This is a genomic window from Actinoplanes sp. NPDC023936 (genome assembly GCF_040639325.1).
Classification (GTDB): Bacteria; Actinomycetota; Actinomycetes; order Mycobacteriales; family Micromonosporaceae; genus Actinoplanes.
Genome location: NZ_JBEZZR010000008.1, coordinates 180,399 through 202,285, shown reverse-complemented (window position 1 = coordinate 202,285; position 21,887 = coordinate 180,399). Strand labels below are relative to the sequence as shown.

Annotated in this window: 26 protein-coding genes; 13 read left to right on the top strand and 13 right to left on the bottom strand. The window is 69.3% G+C overall.

Annotated elements, in window-relative coordinates; genetic code table 11:
• Positions 1-406 precede the first annotated feature (406 nt).
• The gene (locus AB0F72_RS14280; protein ID WP_360430276.1) at positions 407-1,345 is read right to left on the bottom strand and encodes an alpha/beta hydrolase; all 939 of its coding nucleotides are present in this window, start codon (positions 1,343-1,345) and stop codon (positions 407-409) included.
• A 123-nt stretch (positions 1,346-1,468) separates the two neighbouring features.
• Here AB0F72_RS14280 and AB0F72_RS14275 point away from each other — a divergent pair, with 123 nt between their 5' ends.
• A complete protein-coding gene (locus AB0F72_RS14275; RefSeq protein WP_360430274.1) occupies positions 1,469-2,182 on the top strand; it encodes a TetR/AcrR family transcriptional regulator in 714 nt (237 codons plus the stop codon).
• Between the two features lie 63 nt (positions 2,183-2,245).
• Positions 2,246-2,404: a hypothetical protein gene (locus tag AB0F72_RS14270; protein ID WP_360430272.1), complete on the top strand. Its 159-nt coding sequence runs from the start codon at positions 2,246-2,248 to the stop codon at positions 2,402-2,404.
• Here AB0F72_RS14270 and AB0F72_RS14265 read toward each other — a convergent pair.
• Both AB0F72_RS14265 and AB0F72_RS14260 read right to left on the bottom strand, forming a co-directional pair.
• A complete protein-coding gene (locus tag AB0F72_RS14265) occupies positions 2,401-2,706 on the bottom strand; it encodes a transcriptional regulator (protein WP_360430270.1) in 306 nt (101 codons plus the stop codon). The two genes, AB0F72_RS14270 and AB0F72_RS14265, sit on opposite strands and share 4 nt — an antisense overlap.
• On the bottom strand, positions 2,703-3,137 hold the full coding sequence (locus AB0F72_RS14260) for a hypothetical protein (protein ID WP_360430268.1): 435 nt from the start codon (positions 3,135-3,137) through the stop codon (positions 2,703-2,705). The genes AB0F72_RS14265 and AB0F72_RS14260 overlap by 4 nt, the downstream gene beginning before the upstream one ends.
• Positions 3,138-3,273: 136 nt before the next feature.
• Between AB0F72_RS14260 and AB0F72_RS14255 the strand changes: the two genes are divergently transcribed.
• Positions 3,274-4,125, top strand: a complete 852-nt coding sequence (locus AB0F72_RS14255; protein ID WP_360430266.1) for an NmrA family NAD(P)-binding protein — start codon at positions 3,274-3,276, stop codon at positions 4,123-4,125.
• Between the two features lie 28 nt (positions 4,126-4,153).
• Positions 4,154-4,372, top strand: coding sequence for a hypothetical protein (locus AB0F72_RS14250; protein WP_360430264.1), 219 nt, complete (start codon positions 4,154-4,156; stop codon positions 4,370-4,372).
• 31 nt (positions 4,373-4,403) lie between these two features.
• Here the strand turns inward: AB0F72_RS14250 and AB0F72_RS14245 are convergent, their stop codons facing one another.
• Both AB0F72_RS14245 and AB0F72_RS14240 read right to left on the bottom strand, forming a co-directional pair.
• Positions 4,404-5,141: an AAA family ATPase gene (locus tag AB0F72_RS14245; RefSeq protein WP_360430262.1), complete on the bottom strand. Its 738-nt coding sequence runs from the start codon at positions 5,139-5,141 to the stop codon at positions 4,404-4,406.
• Positions 5,138-6,691: a CHAD domain-containing protein gene (locus AB0F72_RS14240; RefSeq protein ID WP_360430260.1), complete on the bottom strand. Its 1,554-nt coding sequence runs from the start codon at positions 6,689-6,691 to the stop codon at positions 5,138-5,140. Before AB0F72_RS14240 ends, AB0F72_RS14245 begins: the two co-directional genes overlap by 4 nt.
• A gap of 517 nt (positions 6,692-7,208) precedes the next feature.
• Between AB0F72_RS14240 and AB0F72_RS14235 the strand changes: the two genes are divergently transcribed.
• From AB0F72_RS14235 to AB0F72_RS14225, 3 genes are read left to right on the top strand one after another with little or no spacing between them, the layout of a single operon-like run.
• Positions 7,209-7,454: an SHOCT domain-containing protein gene (locus AB0F72_RS14235; RefSeq protein ID WP_360430258.1), complete on the top strand. Its 246-nt coding sequence runs from the start codon at positions 7,209-7,211 to the stop codon at positions 7,452-7,454.
• Positions 7,454-7,912, top strand: coding sequence for a DUF6325 family protein (locus AB0F72_RS14230; RefSeq protein ID WP_360430256.1), 459 nt, complete (start codon positions 7,454-7,456; stop codon positions 7,910-7,912). Before AB0F72_RS14235 ends, AB0F72_RS14230 begins: the two co-directional genes overlap by 1 nt.
• Positions 7,909-8,355 carry a hypothetical protein gene (locus tag AB0F72_RS14225; RefSeq protein ID WP_360430254.1) on the top strand — a complete coding sequence of 149 codons (447 nt, stop codon included), beginning with the start codon at positions 7,909-7,911 and terminating at the stop codon, positions 8,353-8,355. Before AB0F72_RS14230 ends, AB0F72_RS14225 begins: the two co-directional genes overlap by 4 nt.
• A gap of 45 nt (positions 8,356-8,400) precedes the next feature.
• On the opposite strand, the gene AB0F72_RS14220 is transcribed toward AB0F72_RS14225, so the two are convergent.
• Positions 8,401-8,862 carry an aromatic ring-opening dioxygenase LigA gene (locus AB0F72_RS14220; RefSeq protein ID WP_360430252.1) on the bottom strand — a complete coding sequence of 154 codons (462 nt, stop codon included), beginning with the start codon at positions 8,860-8,862 and terminating at the stop codon, positions 8,401-8,403.
• Positions 8,863-8,990: 128 nt separating this feature from the next.
• Entirely contained in the window at positions 8,991-9,911 is a 921-nt protein-coding gene (locus AB0F72_RS14215; protein WP_360430250.1) for an NADP-dependent oxidoreductase, read from the bottom strand.
• A 137-nt stretch (positions 9,912-10,048) separates the two neighbouring features.
• Here AB0F72_RS14215 and AB0F72_RS14210 point away from each other — a divergent pair, with 137 nt between their 5' ends.
• From AB0F72_RS14210 to AB0F72_RS14200, 3 genes are all read left to right on the top strand, one after another.
• On the top strand, positions 10,049-10,846 hold the full coding sequence (locus tag AB0F72_RS14210) for a helix-turn-helix transcriptional regulator (protein WP_360430248.1): 798 nt from the start codon (positions 10,049-10,051) through the stop codon (positions 10,844-10,846).
• A 1,410-nt stretch (positions 10,847-12,256) separates the two neighbouring features.
• Positions 12,257-12,778 (top strand): SUKH-4 family immunity protein, encoded by a 522-nt coding sequence (locus tag AB0F72_RS14205; RefSeq protein ID WP_360430246.1) that lies wholly within the window; start codon positions 12,257-12,259, stop codon positions 12,776-12,778.
• 730 nt (positions 12,779-13,508) lie between these two features.
• Positions 13,509-13,646 carry a hypothetical protein gene (locus AB0F72_RS14200; protein WP_360430244.1) on the top strand — a complete coding sequence of 46 codons (138 nt, stop codon included), beginning with the start codon at positions 13,509-13,511 and terminating at the stop codon, positions 13,644-13,646.
• Positions 13,647-13,754: 108 nt separating this feature from the next.
• Here AB0F72_RS14200 and AB0F72_RS14195 read toward each other — a convergent pair whose 3' ends face one another.
• On the bottom strand, positions 13,755-14,195 hold the full coding sequence (locus tag AB0F72_RS14195) for a response regulator (protein WP_360430242.1): 441 nt from the start codon (positions 14,193-14,195) through the stop codon (positions 13,755-13,757).
• Positions 14,196-14,382: 187 nt separating this feature from the next.
• Between AB0F72_RS14195 and AB0F72_RS14190 the strand changes: the two genes are divergently transcribed.
• Both AB0F72_RS14190 and AB0F72_RS14185 read left to right on the top strand, forming a co-directional pair.
• Positions 14,383-14,520 (top strand): hypothetical protein, encoded by a 138-nt coding sequence (locus tag AB0F72_RS14190; RefSeq protein ID WP_360430240.1) that lies wholly within the window; start codon positions 14,383-14,385, stop codon positions 14,518-14,520.
• Positions 14,521-14,679: 159 nt separating this feature from the next.
• The gene (locus tag AB0F72_RS14185; protein WP_360430238.1) at positions 14,680-15,660 is read left to right on the top strand and encodes an aldo/keto reductase; all 981 of its coding nucleotides are present in this window, start codon (positions 14,680-14,682) and stop codon (positions 15,658-15,660) included.
• Positions 15,661-15,684: 24 nt separating this feature from the next.
• Here AB0F72_RS14185 and ligD read toward each other — a convergent pair whose 3' ends face one another.
• Positions 15,685-16,623 (bottom strand): non-homologous end-joining DNA ligase, encoded by a 939-nt coding sequence (ligD, locus tag AB0F72_RS14180; protein ID WP_360430351.1) that lies wholly within the window; start codon positions 16,621-16,623, stop codon positions 15,685-15,687.
• Positions 16,624-16,851: 228 nt separating this feature from the next.
• Between ligD and AB0F72_RS14175 the strand changes: the two genes are divergently transcribed.
• Positions 16,852-17,493, top strand: a complete 642-nt coding sequence (locus AB0F72_RS14175; protein ID WP_360430236.1) for a helix-turn-helix domain-containing protein — start codon at positions 16,852-16,854, stop codon at positions 17,491-17,493.
• A gap of 6 nt (positions 17,494-17,499) precedes the next feature.
• Here the strand turns inward: AB0F72_RS14175 and AB0F72_RS14170 are convergent, their stop codons facing one another.
• From AB0F72_RS14170 to AB0F72_RS14155, 4 genes are all read right to left on the bottom strand, one after another.
• Complete coding sequence (locus AB0F72_RS14170) at positions 17,500-18,246, bottom strand: alpha/beta hydrolase (protein WP_360430234.1); 747 nt, start codon at positions 18,244-18,246, stop codon at positions 17,500-17,502.
• A gap of 1,317 nt (positions 18,247-19,563) precedes the next feature.
• Positions 19,564-20,019, bottom strand: coding sequence for a transposase family protein (locus AB0F72_RS14165; protein ID WP_360430232.1), 456 nt, complete (start codon positions 20,017-20,019; stop codon positions 19,564-19,566).
• A gap of 293 nt (positions 20,020-20,312) precedes the next feature.
• Complete coding sequence (locus tag AB0F72_RS14160; RefSeq protein WP_360430230.1) at positions 20,313-21,200, bottom strand: hypothetical protein; 888 nt, start codon at positions 21,198-21,200, stop codon at positions 20,313-20,315.
• Positions 21,201-21,491: 291 nt separating this feature from the next.
• Positions 21,492-21,854, bottom strand: a complete 363-nt coding sequence (locus AB0F72_RS14155) for a DUF1330 domain-containing protein (protein WP_360430228.1) — start codon at positions 21,852-21,854, stop codon at positions 21,492-21,494.
• Positions 21,855-21,887: the final 33 nt, after the last annotated feature.

Genomic DNA, 21,887 nt, shown 5'->3' with positions numbered 1-21,887 from the left:
GGGTGAAGCCGGCGCTTTCCGGAAAGCCGCGGACGTGGGAGGCTCCGCAGAATGCCGCGAACCCCGTAGCGCTCCCTGTGGACAGCTACCCATCGTGACGCGGGTGGACTCGATGAGCCGCCCCGGACGCAGACCCGGCGATCCCCTTCGCTCAGCGGGCGAAATGGCGGGCGATCTGGCGGCCGGTCGGTCCGTGCCCACGACGACCCGCGCCAACGAGTACCCGCGGCAGTGGGACGATCCGTTGCGCGACTGGATTCCGCCTCCGGGCGAGCATCACACCGCAGGCCCGGATTTCGCGGGCCTGCGCAGTGTTCTCTTCCCGCGACCGAAGCCACACGTGGTGGCTCCGGACGAGGCTCCAGGAAGGCCGGTGCCCACCGTCAGCCTCTCCGGCGGCTACCGGTCATGTCATGTAGCGGTCGAACCATTCGAGCATGGGGGCGGGATTCTTCTGGAAGTAGGTGTAGCCGTCCCAGCGGCGGGTGCTGCCGTCGATCCAGAGGAGGTCCTTCTCGGCGGGAAGGTTGTCGTACATGGATTGCACGTCGTCCGGCCGGGTGTAGACGTCGTCGCGAACCTGGTACAGGAACGTCGGAATTGTCACGTTCTTCGCCCACGGCACCGGTGAGAGCTCGCTCAGCCGGAAACTGGTGATCAGCCGGATCCGCTCGTCCAGCTCGTCCAGGTAGCGCTGCGGGATGCCGAAGCGTTCCAGCGCGCGCCCGAGGGACACGCCGGGGGAGAGCGGCTGCGGAGCGACCATGCAGCGCACGCCGTCGAAGACGCCGGGCCGCCGGGTCATCGCGAACATGGTCGCGTTGGCGCCGACGCATCGGCTGAACAGGCCGATCGCCATGTCCTTGGTGTCGGTGCGACCGCGGACGTAGTTCAGTGAGCCGATGACGTCGCGGGACTCGAACCGCCCGACGGTGAAGATGCCGCCGTTGGCCTCGCCGCTCTGACCGAAGTTGCGCAGGTCGTAGGCGAGGACGTGGTAGCCGGCGTCGTGCAGGATCCGGTAGTCGGGCACGAAGTCGACCTCGAAGTCGTTGCCCGCGGCACCGCCGAGAGACTTCCACGGTTCGAGGTGGGAGGGAAGCCCGGCACGGTTGAACCAGCGCGGGTGGTTCGCGATGACGATCTTGTCGGATCCGGCGGCGGGGATGTACCAGCCTTCCAGTGGCGTGCCGTCCTCCGAGGGGAAGGTGACGTCCTCGTACTCGAGACCGGCCTCGTCGGGGTGGTGAAGGATCGGGGCCCGCGTCCAGGTGCGGAAGCTCTCGGCCATGGTCTGCAGGGTCGCCGCGATCTGTGCGTCCGGGGGTGCTGTCGTGTCGGTCATTCCGCGTCACTCCTTGGTGATATCGGTGATGTCGGTTCAGCTGACATCACCGATGTAAGCACGGAACGGGATTCGCGGCAACACTGATGTCGGGATGGCCGACATCACTGATAGCGTTGACACGTGTCCGCTTCCGACCCCTCCCGCGACCGCATCCGCCGAGCCGCCATCGATCTGCTGGCAGCAGGCGGACGCGATGCCGTGTCCACCAGAGCCGTCGCCGCGGCGGCCAACGTCCAGCCGGCGGCCATCTACCGCGCCTTCGGCGACATGCAGGGCTTGCTCGACGTCGTGGCCGAGGAGACGTTCGCCCGCTATCTCGAGCGGAAACAGGCGATGCCCGACGGCGGCGATCCGGTCAGCGCCCTGCGCTCGGGCTGGGACGTCCATGTTCGGTTCGGCATCGAGAACCCGGACGTCTACGTTCTGATCTTCGGTTACCGGGAGGACCGCCGGGACCGGGAGAACACGGCTGCCACGACGGCCCTGTCGGTCCTGCGGCGGCTCGTGGTCCGCGTCGCCCAGTCCGGGCTGCTCGTGGTGCCGGTCGAGCAGGCGGTGTCGACGATCCACGCGGCCGGCATGGGCGCGGTGCTGCACGCGCTCTCGCTGCCGCAATCCGATCGGGACGACTTCGACTCGTCGGTGCTTCGCGACGCGGTGCTCGACCGCATCCTCAATACCGACGCGAATCCCGTCGCCGGTGACCTCCGCGCGAACGCCGTCGCGCTGGCCACCACTCTCGCCGCCCCGGATCAGGACGTGCCCGGCGGTCTCACCCCCGGCGAACGGCTCCTGCTGCGCGAGTTGCTGAACCGCATGGCGTCCCAGGGCTGATGTGGTTCCCTGACGCGATGGCGCACATCGATCTTCCACCGCTGCCGGGCATCGCCGGCCGCCATGCCCGCCGACCCGGCCGCCATGCCCGCCGACCCGGCCGACTACGACAGGCACGCGAGCGCCCTCGCGACCGGCGGTTATCTGCGGAGCCCGGCCGGGCCGCCGGTCCGTGGCGGAGTCCCGGGCGGCGCGGGGAAGGCCGGCCGCGCCGAGCGCTAGCCGGACATCGGGGGAACCGTCGCCGCGTCGACGATCTGGCGGAGCGCGGCGACGTGCCCCTGGTACGCCTTGAGCCCCTTGCGCGTCATCGACAGCCACACTCGCCGGGTGTCCGAGCCGAGACGCTCCTGCTTCACGTACCCCGCGTCGACGAGGGCGGCGACCTGTTTGCTCAGTGCCGACGGGCTCAGATCCAGGTGTTCCTTGATGACCGACAGTTCCAGGGTGCTGCCGGCGACGAGCATCGCGCAGATGCGCAGCCGGTGCGTCGGGTGGATGATCGGGTCGAGTTCCGCGGTCACCGGGGCGCCCCGGTCGAGCGCCGGTGCACGACGCCGCCTGCCAGGTAGAAGGCGGCCGCCGCGATGGCGAGGACGACGATCGGCCAGGACCGCGTGGTGAGCTCGGCGACGATGAACGCGGCGAGCAGGCACGCGATCGCGGCGCCGACCAGGGCGAGGAAGGCGCGGCTGGTGGGCAGCGTGTACGGCGTACCCATCCGGTACCCGGCCAGCATGTTGATCGCGAGGAGCACCGCGCTGGCGGCGAGGAGGGGGGCGAAGCCGTCGTCGCCGAACGCGAAGGTCAGCGTCATGGCTCCCAGCAGGAGCGCGTTGACCGGGTAGATCCACGTGGGCCACGGGGTGTCCCGCACGGCACGCTGGGCGGTGTCGATGGTCGCCAGCGCCTCGCGGGCCTCGGCGGGGTCCGGAACGTGCGGGTTGTTTTCCATAGCGGAAACTATTCCAGATGTTTTCCGTCATGGCAACTTTCAACCACGCGGAAACTTTCCGGCGCAGACACGCTTGACTTCAAGTTCCGTTGAGGTACGAGGCTCGGTCCGTCCCTCAACGAAAGGAGTGCCACCGATGGCATCCCGACCCATCGTCCTCGTCACCGGCGCGACCGGCCGCGTCGGCCGCCTCGTCGTGGACGGTCTGCTGAGCGGCGGAGCTCACGTCCGTACCCTGGTCCGCTCGCCGCAGGCGTCGAATCTCCCTCCGCAGGCCGAGGTCGCCCAGGGTGATCTGCACGAGCCCGCCACGGTGGCGAAAGCCGCCGCCGGCGCCGATGCCGCGTTCCTGTTGTGGCCGGGTTTCTCGGCCGCCGGAGCGGAACCGGTGATCGAGGCGCTGACCGGGCAGGTCGCGCATCTGGTCCACCTGTCGGCGGCGCGGTTGCAACGCGACGAGCACGGCCCGATGCCGGGCGTGTGGTCGGACGTCGAGAGCATCATCGAGCGTTCGCCGGGAACCGCCACGTTCGTGCGCAGCGGCGGGTTCGCCGCCAACACCCTGGAGTGGGCGGAGCAGGTCCGCGCCGGCGACGTGGTGCGCATGCCCTATCCGGGTGCCGGCCGGTCGCTGGTCCACGAGCGTGATCTGGCCGATGTCGCGGTGCGGGCGCTGCTGGACCGGCGGCATGCCGGCCGCGCCTACGTGGCCACCGGCCCGGAGTCGCTGAGCTGCCAGGATCAGGTCCGCGTCATCGGTGAGGTGCTGGGCCGGCGGCTGCGGGCGCAGGCCCAGCCGCTGGAGCAGGCCCGCGAGCAGTGGAGCGGGTTGATGGGCGCGACGTTCGCCGAGCAGTCGCTCGCGTACTGGGCCGGGCTCGTCGACGAACCGGAGCGCGTCACCACGGACGTCGAGGCCGTCACGGGGCATCCGGCGAGGTCGTACGAAACCTGGGTTCGCGATCACGCCGGCGAGTTCCGCGGGTAGGGGTGTCGCGCCGGGCCGGGATGGCACCATGATCGACGTGACTGCTGACGAGCACGCCGCCCGCGCCGCCGAACTGATCGCCGAGGCCGAACGCCTCTATCAGATCTGTCTGGTCGACTACCACACCAACATCAACGAAGACGACCACTCGGAGGAGCCGTACGTTCCCGGAGCTGACCTCGCGATGCTCACCGCCACCACGCAACTCGCCCAGGTCCACGCCACGCTGGCCCTGCGGCGCCCGTGATGTCGCCGACCGTGTCCACGACTCGACGGATCTATGACGGGCGGACCTCGGCCCACAGCTGCTCGTAGCAGATCGCGGCGCGGCTGCGTGGTGCGAAGGCCGGCACGGGGGCACGCCGCTCGCCCATCTGCTCGATCATCGAGAGGGCCGGCACGATCGTCCGCGCCACGTGGGGATGGTCGCGGGAGAGCGTGGCGATGACGTCCCGGTGCAGCTTCTTGCGGCGGTCGGCCATCGAGAAGAACGCTTTCACCTGCGGCTGGTGGCCGCCCGCCTCCGCGACGAAGCTGGTCAGCTGGTCGAGGGTGCGCAGCGAGAGGGTCGCCGGGACGAGCGGGACGACGAGCAGGTCGGACGCGTGCATCACGTTCTCCGACACCAGGGAGATGCTGGGCGGGCAGTCCAGGAAGACGATGTCGTAGTCGTCGGAGAGGGTGCTGATCAGCTGGCCGAGCCTTCGTGCCCGCTTCTTGGTGTCGTCGAGTTCGAGGTCCATGTTGCGGTAGCTGAAGTCGGCGGGAAGCAGGTCGAGGCGCTCGAAGTCGGTTGCCTTCAGCGCCGCCGCCAGCGAGCGCCCACGGGTGAGCAGGGCTCGGCTCCCGCCCTTCACCCGCGGTTGCACCCGGAACAGGAAAGTGGCCGCGGCCTGGGGATCGAGGTCCCACAGCAGCGTACGCTGCCCCTCGCGCGCCGCCAGGTAGGCCAGGTTGACCGCGGTGGTCGTCTTACCGACGCCGCCCTTGATGTTGTACATCGCGAGGACTTTCATCGGCCCACCCTCACCAGGCGTATCCGGTCCCGGCCAGCCGGTCGGCTGAACCGGGCGAACGCCCTGTCGAAGTCGGCGCGGGCCCGCCGCTGGTCCACGCCCAGATGAGCGACGAGCTCGCCCATCGCGAGCAGGGCCCGGGTGGGTGCGTGCGCCGCCCGCATCTGTTCGGCGAAACCGTAGAGCGTCTGCTGCTGCACGTCGGAGTCTTGGAACCGGCCGAGGACGTTCTGCAGTTCCTTGAGGTCGGCCACCACGCGCTTGCCGGCGGTGTCGTCGCTGACCGGCGCGAACAGCTCGAGGGCGTACCGCAGCTCCTTGCACCGCTTGCGGAGCGAATGCAGTGCCTCCGCCGGTGAACCGGGTCCGATGGCGGCCCCGTCCCGCACCACGCGCCGATAGGCCCGCCCGATGCTCCGGTTCGCCAGCGTGCCGACGGCGAGCTTGGGCGCGTGCGCGAGCGCAGGACCGGACAGGCCGGCCAGCGTGTCCGCCCAGTCTTCGAGAGTGGTCCGGAACCGGGCGGAGCGCAGCCCGCGGACCAGACTCCGCCGAGCGGCCGACCGGTGGCGCCGTAACTGGTCGGCGAAGGGCCGCAGGTCAGCGGCTTCGGCCGCCACCAGCCAGCCGGCCATCTCGGGCAAGCCCAGTTCGTAGACGTCGAGGTCGCGGACCGGAGTGGTCAGGTCGCCGAGCCACTTGAACGCCGGCTCCCAGCGCTCGGACACACCCTCCGGCAGCGCGGGGCGACCGAGCTTCAGGGTCGAGCGGGTCCGCCGGACCGCGACCCGCACGTCGTGCAGGAACTCGGTGTCCACGTCGTCGAGCACCCCCGGAAGGTTGGCGCGCATCGCGGCGAGGTACGCGGACCATTCGGCGACCAGCAGAGTGATCGCGGGCGCGGACCGGCCGATCCGGAGCGGCCGCACACCGGTCTCGTCCGGGGCCGGGGCGACCGGGGCGGGCTGGACCGGCCGCAGTCCCGCCGCGGTGAGCAGGCGGACCGCGTTGCGCGCCTCGTTGCCGTACCCGCGCAGGGGTTTGACGCTCAGCCACGTGCTCGCCGCCGCGTCCGTAACCTGCTCCACCAGCTCGAACCTGACCAGGATCTTCTGATCCTCGTCGCGCAGCGCGCCCCGGCGTACCCGGTGGGTCTGCTCGTCGAGCACCATCAGGGCGCGGATCGTGGCCACGGGCGCCAGTGCGTCCCGGACCGGACCCGCGGGCAGGGCGGTCACGAGTGCCGGCCAGCGCGCGTCCACTGTCGGCACCGTCAACGGCGCGCCGTCCTTCTCCGAGATCAGCACCAGCCGTTGACCTGCGGGGTCGGACACGTGGTAGAGGAAGAGCCCGGCCGCCGCCAGCCGCCGGTCGAAGGTGTCGAGGGCGGCGCCCTGGACGACCGACGCGGGGTCGAACCCGACGGACAACTCGTCGGTGAGGGCGGCGGTGACGGCTTCGGCGGTGATGGGATCACCGTGTGTTTCCGGTGGGCCGAGTAATTGTGCACGGTCCGCTACCAGGTACGGGGGAGCCGACGATCGGGGCATGTCAATCTCCAGCTCAGTGCTTCGTCGCTTCGGTCGGCCTGACGACGCCTCCAGGAGTCAGGATGAAGGGCGCGCGGCGCTCGCACCTCATCCAGGCGGAATGACACGCGGCGCCACCTCGGCCGGCGGCGTCTACTTCCTGGCCGGCTGTCCGCCCGTTACCCGACCATCGAGGTACGTGTGACCGGTGCCGGCCTGAGCGTGGCCGACACCGTGCTGCTCGCCGGCGTGGTGCTGGCACAACGGCCGTGGTGAGCTAACAGTCCCGGTCGTTTCCGGCGATTGTGGGGACCTTGGAATATCCGGGCAATGGCAGCCGATTGTTCAATAGACGTAGGCGGCGCGGACCCCCGTGGGCTGCCGCGGCCTGTTTGGAGTGTGGGCAGCTCAGCGATTGGGTGCATGCCTATCAAGAATTGGTGAACCCATCCGTCGCCCCGCGATGCACCCCCCGCTGAGGATGAGGCGTTACTCCCGGCGGGTGGGCAAAACTGGCGGTAGGTCGAGAGGAGGACCGATGTTGTTGGTGCCGAAGCAGTTGCGGCGTTCCGGTATGACCGGCGATGTGCCGTACTACGGTGGCCGGTTCACGCCTGCGCAGGCCTACGCGGCCTCTCATCCGTCCCACCCGCACCCTCAGCCTGCCGCGGCCCCGGCCGCGGCACCGGAGGCGGACCCGCTGCCGGCGTTGCAGCAGCTGCTCGACACCGGGGTGATCACCGCCGAGGAGTATCAGGACTTGCGGGCGCGGGTGAACCGCTGATGGGGCCGGTGCAGGTGCTCGTTGTCGGCTTCGATCATGCGGCGTTCTCCGGCGAGATCCTCGCTGAGTTCACCCGGCTCCGTCAGGCGGGAATTGTCCGCCTGCTCGACCTGCTCCTCGTCGCGCGCGCCGGGGACGGCGCGGTCGAGACGCTGGCCATGCCGGCCGGCGCCGACGCCGGACTCGGCGGACTGGCAGCCGCGCTCCTCGGGCAGCCGGAAGGCAAGGAGCAGACCGGCGCAGACACCGCCGGTGACTCAGTGTGGTCCCTGGCCGATGCCGTGCCGCCCGGGTCCGTAGCGGCGGTCGCCCTGATCGAGCACCTCTGGGCCGGGCCCCTGACCGCGGCGATCCAGAAAGCGGGTGGTGCCCCGCTGGAGGAGACCTGGCTGGCACCCGACGACCTTGCGGTGCTTGAGGCCCTGATGAACCAGCGAATCGAGGAGGAGTTGAGGTGACGACAAAGGCAGCGTTTTCCGACGAGGAGTGGCGCTCAGTGCTCGAGGGTCCGCCGAGCGCCGGCATGATCGTGGTGACGGCGGCAGCCGGCGGGATGTTCCGCGAGACGATCGCGATGTCGAAGGCGTACGCCGAGGCGCGTTCCCTGCACGGCCGAAGTGAGCTGCTCGACGAGATCGTGGCGGCCCGGCCGAAGGCGGATCACACGATGTATCGCACTCCGCAGGAGTTGCGGGACAACGGCCTTCGGCACCTGCGTACCGCGGTGGCGCTGCTGGAGAGCAAGGCGACGGCCGAGGAGGTCGAGGGGTATCGGAGCTTCGTGCTCACCCTCGCCGACAAGGTTGCGGCCGCGCACCGGGAGGACGGCCGGAGCGTGAGCCCCGCCGAGGCCGAGGCGATCGAGCAGATAGCGGCCGCGCTGGGCAGGCCAAACGCTTAGCTACATCCGGATGCAGGCGTGGGCCTGAACCCCTGACCGGCTCGGTCAGGCCGGTCCGGGGCTTGGGGCGTCGGCCAACGCGGTCGCGCGGGCGAGCCGCCGCAGGGCGAACCCGATCAGCAGCAACACGATGCCGAGGCCGGCGGCCAGCGCCGCGACGCCGAAGGCAACGACCGAAGTGAACAGCGAGGCCTGCAGGAACGACGCCGTCATCACGGACTCCCGGTTGGGGTCGTCGCGGGGCAGCTCCGCATACGTCTTCCCACCCGCCATGTCGGCGGCGTGGTCGGCGATCACCATGGCCTCGGCATACGCCTCCCAGGGCTGGGAAACCTGCTGCCCCGCGAAGTAGGCGGCGTCATCCGAGACCGTGATCTTCTGAGCGGCCAGGGTCGAGCTGACCACGCTGTACGTGACCACGCCGGCGATCAGGAGAGCCGAGCCCGCGATGATCACCAGTAGTCCGAGCAGAGGGACCGCTCCGGTCCGACGGTTGGTAGATGCCATGTGCTTCACCATCTCGGGGAACCCAGCGATATTCATCGTCCGCAATGGATGAGACATGGCGTGACGGGCTCCGCGGGGCGGCAACGGCTCGTACGGCACCCGGCTGATGTACGGGCTAGGTGGCTGGATCAGGGGATGACGACGATCTTGCCGAGCGTGTGGCGGCGTTCGAGGTGCTGATAGGCCTCGGCGACCCGGTCCAGCGGGTACGTCGCCTCCACCGGCACCTCCAGGCGGCCGTCGGCGACCAGCCCGGCGAGCTCGGCGAGCACCTCGGGGGTCGCCGCGTCGTTGCTGCCCCGGGCCTTGACGCCGTACCTGCCGGCGGCCGCGAAGTTCATCAGCGTGTTGATCCGCTCCGGGCGCACCCCGAGCGTGATCGCCAGGTCGACGTACGCGGCGCCGAACGCGTCGATGAACGCGTCCACCGTGCCGCCCGAGGCGTCCTTGATCCGCTGCTCGGCGCCCTCGCCGTACGCCACCGGGACGATGTCGTGGGCGCGCAGCCAGTCGTGATGGACCGGGCCGGCCAGGCCGATCACTGTCGCACCGGCCAGGCGGGCGAGCTGGACCGCGATGCTGCCGACGCCGCCTGCCGCGTTCGCGACCACGACGGTGTCGCCGGCGGTGACGGCGACCGCGCGCACCGAGGCGCAGGCGGCGGCGCCGGCGGTGAACAGGGCGCCGGCCACCTCCCACGGCACGCCGGCGGGGCGGGCGGTCAGGTGGGTGGCGGGGACCACGACCGTCTCGGCCTGCGTGCCGGGCGCGGTGGTGAAGCCGACGACCTCGTCGCCGGCGGCGAAGCCGGTGACGTCGGGCCCGACCGCGGTGACGACGCCGGCCAGGTCCTTGCCCTGCCGGGCCGGGAAGGTGGTCGGGTAGACCTGCTGGAGGAAGCCGCCGCGGATACCGGACTCGACCGGGTTGAGCCCGGCGGCGCGGACCTCGACGAGGACCTCACCCGGTCCGGGCGTGCCGGTCTCGGCCTCGATGACTTCCAGGACGTCGGTTCCGCCGAACCGGGTGAAGCTGACGATCCGTGACACCAGTCCGTTCCCTTCTGACGTGTGTGAATCGGACGACCGGACTCTGTCATCGCGGAGCCGTGCCGAGAATCGGATCGTCCTACCTAGGACTGGTGATCCTTGGCTATGCCTGACCGGCAACCGGCATCATGACTGTCATGGATCGCCGCGAGCTCGCCGATTTTCTGCGCCGCTGCCGGGAGCGTCTCCAGCCCTCGGACGTGGGTCTGGTCGCTGACAACCGGCGCCGCACCCCCGGCCTGCGCCGGGAGGAGGTCGCCCAGCTCACCGGGATGTCCGCCGACTACTACATGCGGCTCGAGCAGGCTCGCAGCCCGCAGCCGTCCACCCAGTTGCTCGCGTCGCTGGCCCGGGCGCTGCGACTCAACGACGACGAGCGTGATCACCTGTACCTGTTGGCCGGTCACCGGCCACCGGCTGGGCGGCAGGCCGGGGACCACGTACGCCCGGGGCTGCTGTTCCTGCTCGACCGCCTGGTCGACACACCGGCGCAGATCCTCAACGACATGGGGGACCTGCTGGTGCAGAATGCGCTGGCACAGGCCCTGTTCGGTGGGGTCTGCCCCACGCAGCCGCAGAGCCGCAACATCGTCTGGCGGTGGTTCACCGACGCCGAGCACCGGACCGTCTACCACCCGGAGGACCGGGAGTACTACAGCCGGCTGCACGTCGGTGACCTGCGGGCGGCCGCCGCCCGCCGCGGCGACGACCCGGCGGTCACCGGCCTGGTGCGCCGGTTGCGCCAGGCCAGCCCGGAGTTCGACCAGCCGATCCACCGCCGCCTGCCCCTTGATCAGAGGGCTCGAACGTACGCCGCGCTCTCCTTGTCCACCGTGGCCCACGGCTTGCCGAACGCCGATTGTGACGCCCCGTCCAGCCCGATGCCGTACTGCACCGCACCCAGGAAGAACTGCAGTGTCTTCGCCTTGCCGTAGTTCTTGAACAGGAAGCTGACGGCGTAGAAGCCGACGGCGTATCGGCCGTCGGCGTCGAGCAGGTCGGCATCGTCGGCCGGCGGTTTGATCGAGACCGAGCGGAGCGGCCGCTGACGCAGCAGGTCAGCCAGCGCGTAACGCTTGCGGTACCCGTCGACGCCCGGTCGTTGCCGCTGGACGTAATCGGCCATTCCCTCGACGAGGAACCAGACGTCGTCGCGGCCGTAGTAGGAGTCGCCGCGCAACGTGGAGACATGTGCCAGCTCGTGGGTGAGCAGCTCGTCGGCGAACCCCGGGGTCAGCTCCGACGCGAGCACCTCGACCTCGATCCGCGCCGGACCGGTGGGGAAGGCTCGGCCGGCGACCCATCGGCCGGGACGACCGTCGTACCAGCGCTGCCAGGACGCGTCGTCGGCGACGAAGATCAGGTACCGTCCGACCGTACCGTCTCCGATGCTGTAGCGGTCCGCGACCGCGGCGGCCTTCTCCGCTCGGCGGGACAGGTCGGCGAGCCGGTTGCGGTACTTGACCGGGACGGCGAGGAGCGTACGCGCGCCCACCTGTGCCACCAGCTCAGTGGTCTCCCACGGGCGGCTCAGCGGGCGGGATCCGTACGACTGGCAGGACCAGCACGGCGACTTGCGATCATGCGGGCGGAAGCCAGTCAGTCGCAGACCCGCTGCCGTCTCCACCCACAAGCTGTCGAAGACGGCCTCGTCGGCGGCACAGTCCCTGTCCACAAAGCAGTGATCGACGATGTGTACGGCGCGCCAGGTTCCCTTCTTCGGCAACGCGTACGGTTGCCCGTCGATCCGCTGCTCGAACCGGGACACCTGGAGCGAGCGCAGAGTCCGGAACCGGCGTCGCAGCTCGGCCAGCAGCGACTTGTCGCCCGGTTGTGCCGCGCCGGCGAATGCGTCGAAGTCGCCGGTGAGCAGCCCCTCGGTCTGAGCCTTGAAAGCCGCCCGCACTTCCTGCCCGACCCAGGCCTGGACGTCGGAGAGGGGCGCCCCCGGACCGGGGCGGGCCAGGGCCGGGGTGGTCGCCTCCGGTGCCGGCGCCGAACTCACGGAGGTAGCGGGGGCAGGTGTGTCCCGGCAGGCGCTCAACGTAGCCCCGGCCAGCAGCGCGGCGACGGCCAGCAGCGCGACAGGCCGCCACCGAAAATCTTCGATCACGAGGGAGGAGCATAGATGCCCGCAAGATCGAACCCACCCCGCCTTACGATGGGTGACTGTCCACGGGGAGCACTACGGAGTGTGCGGCATTCTGCGGGGCCTCCCACGTCCGCGGCTTTCCGGAAAGCGCCGGCTTTACCCCGGATGCCGGCACGCCACGTGACGCACGACGGTGAAGCCGCCGGACTATCGTCTGGACGTGGTTGCTGATCAAACTCCGATGGCGCCAACGATGGAACAGCTCGAGTCTTGGGCCGGCCGCGGGCGGGTCAGACGCGCGACCGAGGCGGACGTGACGGCATGGCGGCTTCCGCAATCGGAGAAGGCTGCGCTGATTCTCAGCGGTGTGCCGTTGCTCGAGGACCTCGTCGAGGAGGTCTCTTTCCGCGCCGCGCCGACTATGTACAGGCTGGCTTTCGAGTCCAACGATGGGCCCGCACAGACTGCCTGGGAATACGGCGCCGTACCGGAGACCGGCGAGGTCCGGCTGTGGCCGGCCGGCGGGCATGGGGACAGCTCTTTCGTGAATTCCTCGATCAGCCAATGGTTGTGCTCGCTGCACATGGTCGGCAGCTGCTTCGCCGAATCGGCCGCTCTGGACCGCTGGGAGGAGAGTGCCGAGGCGCAGGAACAGGCATTCGCCGTACTCGCCGATCTGCTCCGCCGGATCGAAGTCATCGATCCGGCCGCCGTCGCGGACGGTGATCACGAACGGCAGTTCTGGCCCGGAGTGCTCGACCGGTGGCTCTTCTGATCCCGGCCGACGCTCATCCGCTTTTGCCGCATACCGGGCGCTCCGGATAGTCACCCAGCTGCGGCGCGGTGTCCGGTCGTGCCGATGAGCGGACGGATGTTGGCCGGCGCGGAATGATCAAGGATGGGGTCCATGGCCCACCGGCACCACGTCTTCCGTGGGAGGATCGGCAGCATGACGTTTCGTAGAAGGGGCCGTGCCTCGTAGGCCCCCTGGATCGCTACGGCGCCGGGTGCCCGTCGCAGGAAGCCCATGGATCAGGCATCGCCATGTTCCTGGATTGTCCGGCCCCGCCAACGCCGCCGTCCGTTTGTTGGAGAGGCGACTCTGGCTGCCCGGTGTGGTGGCTGTCGCGGTGAGCGTGTGGAGCGCGCACGTCCACGGCAGTCAGCGTCGGCGCAAGCCGGGGGAAGCGGAGTTCACGTGTTCTTGCTGCGGTGCGGGCTGGGCACGAACGCGCCTGGACGAGGCGGTCGCCATGCTGCCCGCCCACGCCGCGCGAGAGCTCGGAACCGTTGTCGACCGCCTGGATGACGCATCGTTGAGACGCACTTATCACGATCCGCAAACGCCGAGTGGTGATCCTTGGTGGCTACGCCGCTCTTGAACGGAAGCGCTCGGTGATCTCGCCAGGTCGATGCCCGTCACCGAACGCGGAAGAGCGAGGGCCTCCGAAGAGGTGCCGGAGCCACCGCCGCCGGCAACGTACCCAGTCAGAGTCGACGCGGAGATGTTCCGGCTGATCAGCCGAACCGCGGTGACCCGCGGCTTCGGCGACGGCGACGCGGTTCGTCTCCTGATCAAGGGTCACACGGTAGCGGAAGCGCCGATGAGCGGCGACAAAGACCAATACCGTCATCGCCAGTGACAGCGGCTTTCCGAATGGTGACGGCCAAGGCCAGAATCACGACCCAGGACCTTCCGGTGGGCCGGTTCCGCAGGTGGCGGCCGCGGACGACCTGATCGCCGGGCCGCCTTACTCGCGGACGGCGAGGGTTGCGACGTCGCTGTAGAAGCGGTTGATCTGCCGGACGGCGCCCTCGAACGACTCCAGGTCGATGGGCTTGGTGACGTAGGCGTTGGCGTGGTGCGCGTAGCTCGACTCGATGTCGGCGCCGGCGTTTGAGGTGGTGAGCACCACGACCGGAATCGTCTTCAGATCGTCGTCGCTCTTGAGCTGGACCAGGACCTCGTTGCCGTTCATCCGGGGCATGTTCAAGTCCAGCAGGATGAAGTCGGGTCGCACCGCGTCGGCGAAACCGCCGTTCCGGCGCAGGTACTCGAGCGCTTCCGTGCCGTCGGCCACCCGGTGCACCGTGGGCGGGATCGGCGCCGTCATGAGCGCTTCCTCGATCATCATCGTGTCGGCGTCGTCGTCGTCGACGACCAACACAGTCAGTGCCCGGCCAGTCGCCATGATTGTCTCCCTCTCGGCCTGGCGAGATGCCGGACCGTTGCTAGGCGGCAAATATAGCCCTGCCGGCCGGTGCGGTGTGAACACGGCCGCTACGAGAGAGCGTGGCGCCGTATCCCGCGGTGATTTTCACATCTTATTGACGCCCTTGAATCGGCATCGGAAGCACCGCGGCGCACACACTGTGGCAATGGAGTCCCTCTGGTTCCCCCTGCTGATCGGATTGCTCTCGGTCGCCGCCCTGTTCGCCGCCGTGCTCGTCGCCGGGCTGCTCTGGGCGTACACGCCGCTGCAGGTGCCGAAACGGCGGCCGCCGCCGCGGCGCTGATGTCGCACGCTCAGGCGCGCGCCGGTGAATGGTGGGCTGTCAGCACACCCTCCAGCAGTAACTTCTCCGATCCTGTGAACAGGCGTTTCCTGAAGTCGTTGCCGCTCGTGGTGACCCGTGGGGAAGTCCGCCTCACCGTCCTGAACCCAGGAGTCAGACATGAAGAACGCACACCTCGGTGCCCTGGAAGTCTCCCGCATCGGCCTCGGAGCCATGACCATGGCCGGTACCTACACCAGCGAGGGCCGCCTCGACAACGCCGAGTCGATCCGCACCATCCACCGCGCGCTGGACCTCGGGGTCACCCACATCGACACGGCGGAGATCTACGGCCCGTTCCTCAGCGAGGAGATCGTCGGCGAGGCGATCAGAGGACGCCGCGACCAGGTGAAGATCGCCACGAAGTTCGGTCTGGTGTCCCACGCGGGTGGTGGCCCCGGCGTCACCGACAGCAGCGCCGCCAACGTGAAGGCCGCCGTCGAGGGATCCCTCAGGCGGCTCGGCACCGATCACATCGACCTGTACTACCAGCACCGGGTCGACCGCAACACCCCGATCGAGGAGACAGCCGCCGCGGTCGCCGACCTCATCGCGCAGGGCAAGGTGCTGCACTTCGGCCTCTCCGAGGCGTCGCCGGAGACCATCCGCCGCGCCCACGGCGTGCAGCCGGTCACCGCCCTGCAGACCGAGTACTCGCTGTGGACCCGCGACGTGGAAGCCGAGATCCTGCCGCTGCTGCGCGAGCTCGGCATCGGCTTCGTACCGTACTCACCGCTCGGGCACGGCCTGCTGACCGGGCAGATCCGTACCGTCGACGACTTCGCCGACGACGACTGGCGTACGACCAACCCTCGGTTCACCGGCGAGAACTTCGTCCGCAATCTCGCCATCGTCGACGAGGTCACCGCCATCGGCGCCGAGATCGGCGCCACCCCGGCACAGACCGCGCTCGCGTGGATCCTCACCCGTGGCCGCGACGTCGCTCCCATCCCCGGTACCCGGCGGGTGGCCCGGGTCGAGGAGAACACCGCCGCGGACGCCATCGAGCTCACCCCGGCGCAACTCGAACGCCTCGACGCGCTGCGACCGGCGGCCGGAGCACGCCACGACGATGCCAACATGGCCTCGATCGACAGGTGACGGGTAGTGCGCCGGCGGGTGGCACTAATCGGGCAATTGCGCGGCAGAGGCGTCCCGATCGTCAAGGACACCCCGGTACACCGGGTGCCGCAGTTGGGTGCCGCTGGTCCACGACCGGTAGGCGATCCGTGCGACGACCTGCGGGTCCACCCAGTTGGCCTGGGCCTCGGCGGCCATGGCCACGCTCTCGGCATGACCGGCCGGCGGGCGGCTGCGTCGCAACGGCGCCAGCTGCTGCTGTAGTTGCCGGCGTGCCGCGCCGGACAGGCCGCTGCCCACCCGGCCGACAAGGTGCAGCTTCCCGGTACGGTCGTAGGCGCCGACCAGCAGGGCGCCGATGGTGTCGCGCAGTCGCCCCCGCCCGGGGAGCCATCCGCACACCACCACGTCGGCCTCGTGCGGGATCACCGTCTTGATCCACGTCTTACTCCGTTGGCCCGGTGTGTACGGGGAGGTCAGCCGCTTGCAGACGATGCCCTCCAAGCCGTGCTCCTGGGCCGCGGCGTACAGGTCGGCGGCCGCGTCGACGAAGAACGGCGGCGTGTCCACGCAGCCTCCGTGCAACCCCAGCTGCTCCAACATCTCGCGGCGTTCGGTGTAGGGCGCGGCCAGCAGCTCCCGCTCACCGATGACCAGCAGGTCGAAAACGTACAAGGTGGCCGGCGCCGTGCGCAGGAGCCGAGGGCTGGGTTCGCGCACCCCGATACGCTCCTGAAGGCGCGAGAAGTCGGAGGCCCCCGCAGCGTCCAGTACGACCAGTTCGCCATCCAGCGCGACCCGGCGCCCGCCCAGCAGCTCCGGCATCACCGACAGCTCAGGGAAGGCACTGGAGATGTCGCGGCCGGTGCGGCTGCGAGCCCGCCACCGGCCGTCGACGGCGGTGACCGCGGCTCTCATCCCGTCGTGCTTCACCTCAGCTGCCCATCCCTCACCCACGGGGACCGGTCCTGGAGTGGCCAGCATCGCAGCGATCGCCGGCGGCATGTCCTCAGCCGCGCACATGGGGTGATCGTCGAGCGAAGAGCACCACCTACGCAGCCGAATCGGCGAACTCCAGGCCGCGCCGCCGCGCTCACGTCCTCCCGGGTACGGAGAAGATGCTGCTGGAAGGTGTACTGACAGCCCACCACTCGTACCGGCGAGATCACCCCCGAGCAGGCCGGTCTGACGAGCTACAACCGCAACCGCCGGGTGCCGGGACTGCGCCGCAGTGAGGTCGCGGACCTGGCCGGGGTCAGCGTCGAGTACTACGCCCAGCTCGAACGCGGCAACCTGGCCGGCGCCTCCGACAGCGTCCTGGACGCCCTGGCCAGGGCACTGCATCTCGACGAGGCCGAGCAGCAGCACCTGGCCGCTCTGGCCCGCGCCGCCGGCCCGGCCGCCCGGACCCGCCGCAAGCCCGCCGCGCAGCATGTCCGCCCGAGCGTGGCGCGCGTCCTGGAGCTGATGACCGACATTCCGGCGTTCGTCAACAACGGCCGCGGCGACGTCCTCGCCGCCAATCGGCTGACCCAGGCCCTGTACGCGCCGATGTTCGACGACGCCACCCGCCCGGTGAACCACGCCCGGTTCGCTTTCCTCAACCCTCGTGCCCGGGACTTCTGGCGCGACTGGGAACGGATCGCCACCATGACCGTGGCGATGCTGCGGGCCGAGGCCGGCCGGGACCCGTACGACAAGGCCCTGACCGACCTGGTGGGCGAGCTGTGCACCCGCAGCGAGGAGTTCCGGACCCGCTGGGCCGCCCACGACGTCCGGCTGCACAGCACCGGGATCAAGCAGTTCCGCCACCCGGTCGTCGGCTCATCCTGTGCCCACGGGGCCCGCGGCTGAGAGACCTCACTGCGACAGTGAGAGCAGCGCTTCCCGTACCGCGTCGGGCGCGCGCAGCGGCACGAAATGGTCGGCGTCGGGCAGACGCACCAGGCGGCAGCCGGGAATGCGCCGCGCGGCCTCGACGCAGGCCGGGACGAACGACGGGCGTTCGAGCTCGCCGAGCAGCAGCACGCTGGGCGTGGCGACCTCCTCCAGCCGGGACCAGGCGTCGCCGTCATCGGCGAAGAACGCATCGCCCCAGCCGAGCCAGAAACGGACCGCCGACCGCAGCAGATCAACGACCAGCGGGTCGCGCCCGGCCCGCGCCCACCGGGTGACGCCCTGCTCGACGAAGACCTCGGGGTCAGCGCTGTCCGGCTCGTCGTCCGGGTCGTGCGCCGGCGGAGCACCGGAGATGCCGGGGCAGGCCAGCACCAATCCGCGGACCCGATCCGGCTCGGCGAGGGCGAGGTCGAGCGCGGTGCCGCCACCCATGCTGCAACCGGCGAACAACGCCGGCCCGACGTCGAGCCGGTCGAGCACCCGGCGTACGTCGTCCAGCCGGGAGAACCGCCCGGTCGGTGGCGCGGAGCGGCCGAAACCCCGTACGTCGTAGCGGATCAGCCGGTATTGCCCGCCGAGCTGTTCCCAGACGGAATCCCAGATCCGCGCGTCGCCGACGCCCGGGTGCAGGAGCACGACCGGCGGCAGTTCGCCGCCGGTGTCCTCTACCCACAGGGATCCGTCGCCCACATCGATCAGTTTCTCCACGGCGACGACCCTGCCACACCAGCGCCGCTGACCCGTCAACCATGTCCTTCGTCGCAGCCGGCCGGTGAGGGCTCACGAACGCAGAATCGCGTAGATTCCGGAGCGGGCGGCGACCCTGACCATGCTGCCGGACCGCGGTCAACCCTGACGATCGTCGGAGTCGGAAGGCGGCCGGTGTGGCCCGTTCGCTCCTGAAAGTGTTCGAGGCGAGCCGCCGGGACCACCGGCGAGGCGTCTCGATCCGTGCTCTCGCGCCGCGGTACGGGGTTCATCAGCGCACCCGCGTTGCCGGCCACCCCGGTGCCGTGCGAGCCGCCGCCGTCCGCAGCCGGTGCTTCGTCCCTTGCTCCGGCTTCGTCCGTGGTTGAGGCTTCGTCCGTGGTTGAGGCATCGTCCGTGGCTGGCACATCGTCGGAGGCTCCCGCATGGCCCGTGGCTCGGGCACCGTCTGTGGCTCGCGCATCGTCGGTAGTTGGGGCTTCGTCCGCGGCTGGCGCTCCCTCCGGAGGTCAGGTGCAGTCTGCGACCGTGCCAGCGACCGCGCATCAAACGTCGGCGGCCGATGCGCCGGCTGTCGAGGCGGAGACGCTGACCGCGGATCGGGCAAAAGCGCTCAAGCGCTCACGCCGGGTGCCAGCATCGATGGTCCAAGATGTCCGACACAAAATGTTCGGCCGGCTTTCCGAACTCATGGAAGGGCTCCTGTCAACGCGCGATAAGCGCCAGAAATTGAATGATCCGAAGAATGGCAGAGGCCCGCCGTGCAGCGGGACCGACAAATGACACCGGAGCCAGCCGCGATCTCCGAAACACCGACGGCGTAAGCCTTCGCGGGAATAACGCGCTCACATCGGCATGTCCGGACTTCAGCGGGGTGACCCCAGGGTCATTGCGTTGTCGGGTAGCTGCTGGTCACGGCGATGATCAGGTCGTGTGAGCGGCGGTTGGCTTGGCGGGTGGCGCGGGCGATGTTGGTTGCGCCCGTGGTGCGGTGCCACCCGATCGCGGCGTTACGCAGCGTCGCGATGACCGCGGTCCGTTGCCGGTCCGGGCTTGGTGCAGGTCCTCACGGAACGTCACATCGAGGACGTGATGGATGCGGTTTTCGATGTGCCAGTGGCTGCGGATCCAGGTCTGCAGGTCGCGGGGTAGGGCCTGGCCGGTGGGCAGTGACACGGTTAGGTAGGCCGTTTCGCGGCTGGTCCGGCCTGCGACGATGCGGGTTCGGGTGAGTGCCGAGCACCTGCGCGACGGCATCGAGCAGCGGCGCGAACGACGTGATCTCATTCGACTTCGTGTCCACCATGACCTGGGCAATCACGATCCCCGTGGTGGTGCCAGGGCGGACAGTAGGTGAACTCGACGGCCGTCGACCAGGCGGGCGCCGCGCAGAGTCTTGCCGTCGACCGCGATCACCCGGCGATACCTGCGCGGCGGCGGGCTCGGCTGTCGGGCCCGGGTGTGCAACCAGCCGGCAAGAACGGTGGCCAGCAGGGTCGGATCGAGACGGATCAACAGCCGCCACATCGTCGTGCCGGCCGGCACGCCATCGCTGAAGCCGAGTCGGACACGGGCGTGTTCGTCGAGGTCATGAAGCCAATCGGTGATCGCAGCGAACGAGGACGCACCGGCCGTCACCGCGCAGACCGCGACGGTCAGCACCGCGGACAATGGGTAACGGATCCCGCGCGGGTCACGACGGTCGGGGACCTTCGACAGAGCGGCCAGCAGACCGTTGTTTTCACCGTCGGTGACCAATGCCGTCGCCTCCACGCAGGCCACTCACTCCACGGATCCCCAGTTCAGAGCCGAGCCGTCGGACTGTGCAATCGCCCTGGAGGTGACCCAGCGTTACTTGAAGTCGCCCGGGCGTGCAGCGCAAGCCGCGCCGCCATCTCTGGCGAACAGACTTCGGTGGCAAGAACCTCGCCTGGAACATGATCCGATGACGCGGACAAACTTCGTTGGCAAAGGGCAGCTCGTCAGGGAGAACAACGCGGGTCGGTTGTCGTACACGACGGTGCGCGACTACGTCGCAACTATCTAGTGCCCGTGCCTTCTCTGAATTAGGAAGGATCTTGATTCGGGAGTTCAGTGGTCGAGCCCAAGATCTGTGTAACCGCCCTCGTGGATAACCAGCCTTCTGCCACTAGGCGCTTCCCGAGGGCCTGGGCGTGCTGCTGGCCTTGGGCGCGCAGGACTGCCTGGAGAGCTTGGCTGTAGCGGTCCCGTTGCCAGCCGATGGGGTCGGCGTCGAATCGCGTTCCGTGGTTGAACCACTGCTCGAACGCGGCTCGGATCTCCTGGTCGCCGTGGAGATGACCCGCACGCCCTTCGGCGGTCAGGGCGAAGCCGTGCAGTTGCTGCAGCCCCATCGAGGTAATCGGATCGTCGATGGCCTCGGGCGAGTCTTCGACCCAGGTACGGGCGCGGTCGAACATATCCTCTCGGTTGCACCGGCCGTCGAGGAGATCACGCCACCATGCCGTGACCTGCTCGCGGGAAGGTGCTGTTACCGGCTTGTGTGCCGACCCGTCCTGCGGGTCCCAGAGGGTCAGGCCGTACTCGGTCGCCAACTCCGTGATGAGCGTGATCGCTGGATCGCTGCGTTCGCTGAAGCTCAGGCACATGGACACGTGGTCGATGCCGACATCCAGCGGCATCGACATCCACGGGCAGTCGTCGGAGTCCGAGTACGGCGGACAGTCCGGGAACCGTGCCCGCAACCGCTCATAGAAGGCGACGATTCGTTCGTCGAGCTCGCCTTCGACATGGACGGGCGATTGGCAACGGTCGACCATCGCGGCGACCTCGGAAACGTCGGTCCACCCGTCGATCGCCAGAACGGCAAGGTCAAAACTCAACCGGATCGTCTCCCGCGCCGCGGTTAGCTTGATCAAGGGATCCAACCATACGGCTTCGCGGCCTCGGTGGTGATGCGTGTTGCTGGTCATCTCCTCGATCAGCCCGGCTTCGTGGGGCGGTAACGACGGGAGGCTTGCCGAGTTCCGCTGTGATGTTGGTCCGGCTGGATCTGGCTGCGTGCCTACACTGCGTCGGCTTGCTGACCTCGGAGGGCTTGTGGAGACGGAACGGAACTTCCCTTGTCCGGATGAGTCGGTTGATCTGACTGGGAGGCTGCTCTGCGGTACGCCACCGAACAGGACCTTCCGGAGCGCCTCCACATCGAGGCGCTGCTGCGGAACGGTCAACCCTGACGATCGGTCCGGCGCGGCGACCAGGTGTCACCAAGGGCGAGTCGGCTGCAGGACCGCCTCACGCAATGCGCTCGTCCGCAGATGGCTGATGTTCTGATAGTCCGGGTCGCCGATCATCTCGCGGAACGCGCGCCGGGACGGGTACCGGACGAGCAGGACGGCGTCCCACTGCTGGCCGTCCTCGGCGATGAGAGCGTCACCGCCGTCACCGGCATAGACCACTTCGACACCGTAGCGAGGAGCGATCTTCTCGCCGAAGGCTCGGGTGTACCGCCGGTACAGCGCTCGCCCGCCGTCGGCGAACCGGAGCAGATTGAGCATGACGACAGGGTCGTCCGGCGCCTCGGCGAGGAAGTCGGCCAGGAAATCGCCGTCCGGGTTCACTGCCATCGATTGCTCCTCCGGTCGTGGGTGTCCCGTCGC

Bases quoted from the DNA above. Each gene is read 5' to 3' on its own strand.
- AB0F72_RS14190 (WP_360430240.1), top strand. From the start codon at position 14,383: ATGGAGTCCCTCTGGTTCCCCCTGCTGATCGGATTGCTCTCGGTCGCC.
- AB0F72_RS14255 (WP_360430266.1), top strand. From the start codon at position 3,274: ATGGCATCCCGACCCATCGTCCTCGTCACCGGCGCGACCGGCCGCGTC.
- AB0F72_RS14250 (WP_360430264.1), top strand. From the start codon at position 4,154: ATGATCGACGTGACTGCTGACGAGCACGCCGCCCGCGCCGCCGAACTG.
- AB0F72_RS14230 (WP_360430256.1), top strand. From the start codon at position 7,454: ATGGGGCCGGTGCAGGTGCTCGTTGTCGGCTTCGATCATGCGGCGTTC.
- AB0F72_RS14185 (WP_360430238.1), top strand. From the start codon at position 14,680: ATGAAGAACGCACACCTCGGTGCCCTGGAAGTCTCCCGCATCGGCCTC.
- AB0F72_RS14210 (WP_360430248.1), top strand. From the start codon at position 10,049: ATGGATCGCCGCGAGCTCGCCGATTTTCTGCGCCGCTGCCGGGAGCGT.
- AB0F72_RS14160 (WP_360430230.1), bottom strand. From the start codon at position 21,200: ATGACCAGCAACACGCATCACCACCGAGGCCGCGAAGCCGTATGGTTG.
- AB0F72_RS14205 (WP_360430246.1), top strand. From the start codon at position 12,257: ATGGAACAGCTCGAGTCTTGGGCCGGCCGCGGGCGGGTCAGACGCGCG.
- AB0F72_RS14260 (WP_360430268.1), bottom strand. From the start codon at position 3,137: ATGGAAAACAACCCGCACGTTCCGGACCCCGCCGAGGCCCGCGAGGCG.
- AB0F72_RS14235 (WP_360430258.1), top strand. From the start codon at position 7,209: ATGTTGTTGGTGCCGAAGCAGTTGCGGCGTTCCGGTATGACCGGCGAT.
- ligD (WP_360430351.1), bottom strand. From the start codon at position 16,623: ATGCTGGCCACTCCAGGACCGGTCCCCGTGGGTGAGGGATGGGCAGCT.
- AB0F72_RS14270 (WP_360430272.1), top strand. From the start codon at position 2,246: ATGCCCGCCGACCCGGCCGCCATGCCCGCCGACCCGGCCGACTACGAC.
- AB0F72_RS14200 (WP_360430244.1), top strand. From the start codon at position 13,509: ATGTTCCGGCTGATCAGCCGAACCGCGGTGACCCGCGGCTTCGGCGAC.
- AB0F72_RS14155 (WP_360430228.1), bottom strand. From the start codon at position 21,854: ATGGCAGTGAACCCGGACGGCGATTTCCTGGCCGACTTCCTCGCCGAG.
- AB0F72_RS14245 (WP_360430262.1), bottom strand. From the start codon at position 5,141: ATGAAAGTCCTCGCGATGTACAACATCAAGGGCGGCGTCGGTAAGACG.
- AB0F72_RS14220 (WP_360430252.1), bottom strand. From the start codon at position 8,862: ATGGCATCTACCAACCGTCGGACCGGAGCGGTCCCTCTGCTCGGACTA.
- AB0F72_RS14195 (WP_360430242.1), bottom strand. From the start codon at position 14,195: ATGGCGACTGGCCGGGCACTGACTGTGTTGGTCGTCGACGACGACGAC.
- AB0F72_RS14240 (WP_360430260.1), bottom strand. From the start codon at position 6,691: ATGCCCCGATCGTCGGCTCCCCCGTACCTGGTAGCGGACCGTGCACAA.
- AB0F72_RS14280 (WP_360430276.1), bottom strand. From the start codon at position 1,345: ATGACCGACACGACAGCACCCCCGGACGCACAGATCGCGGCGACCCTG.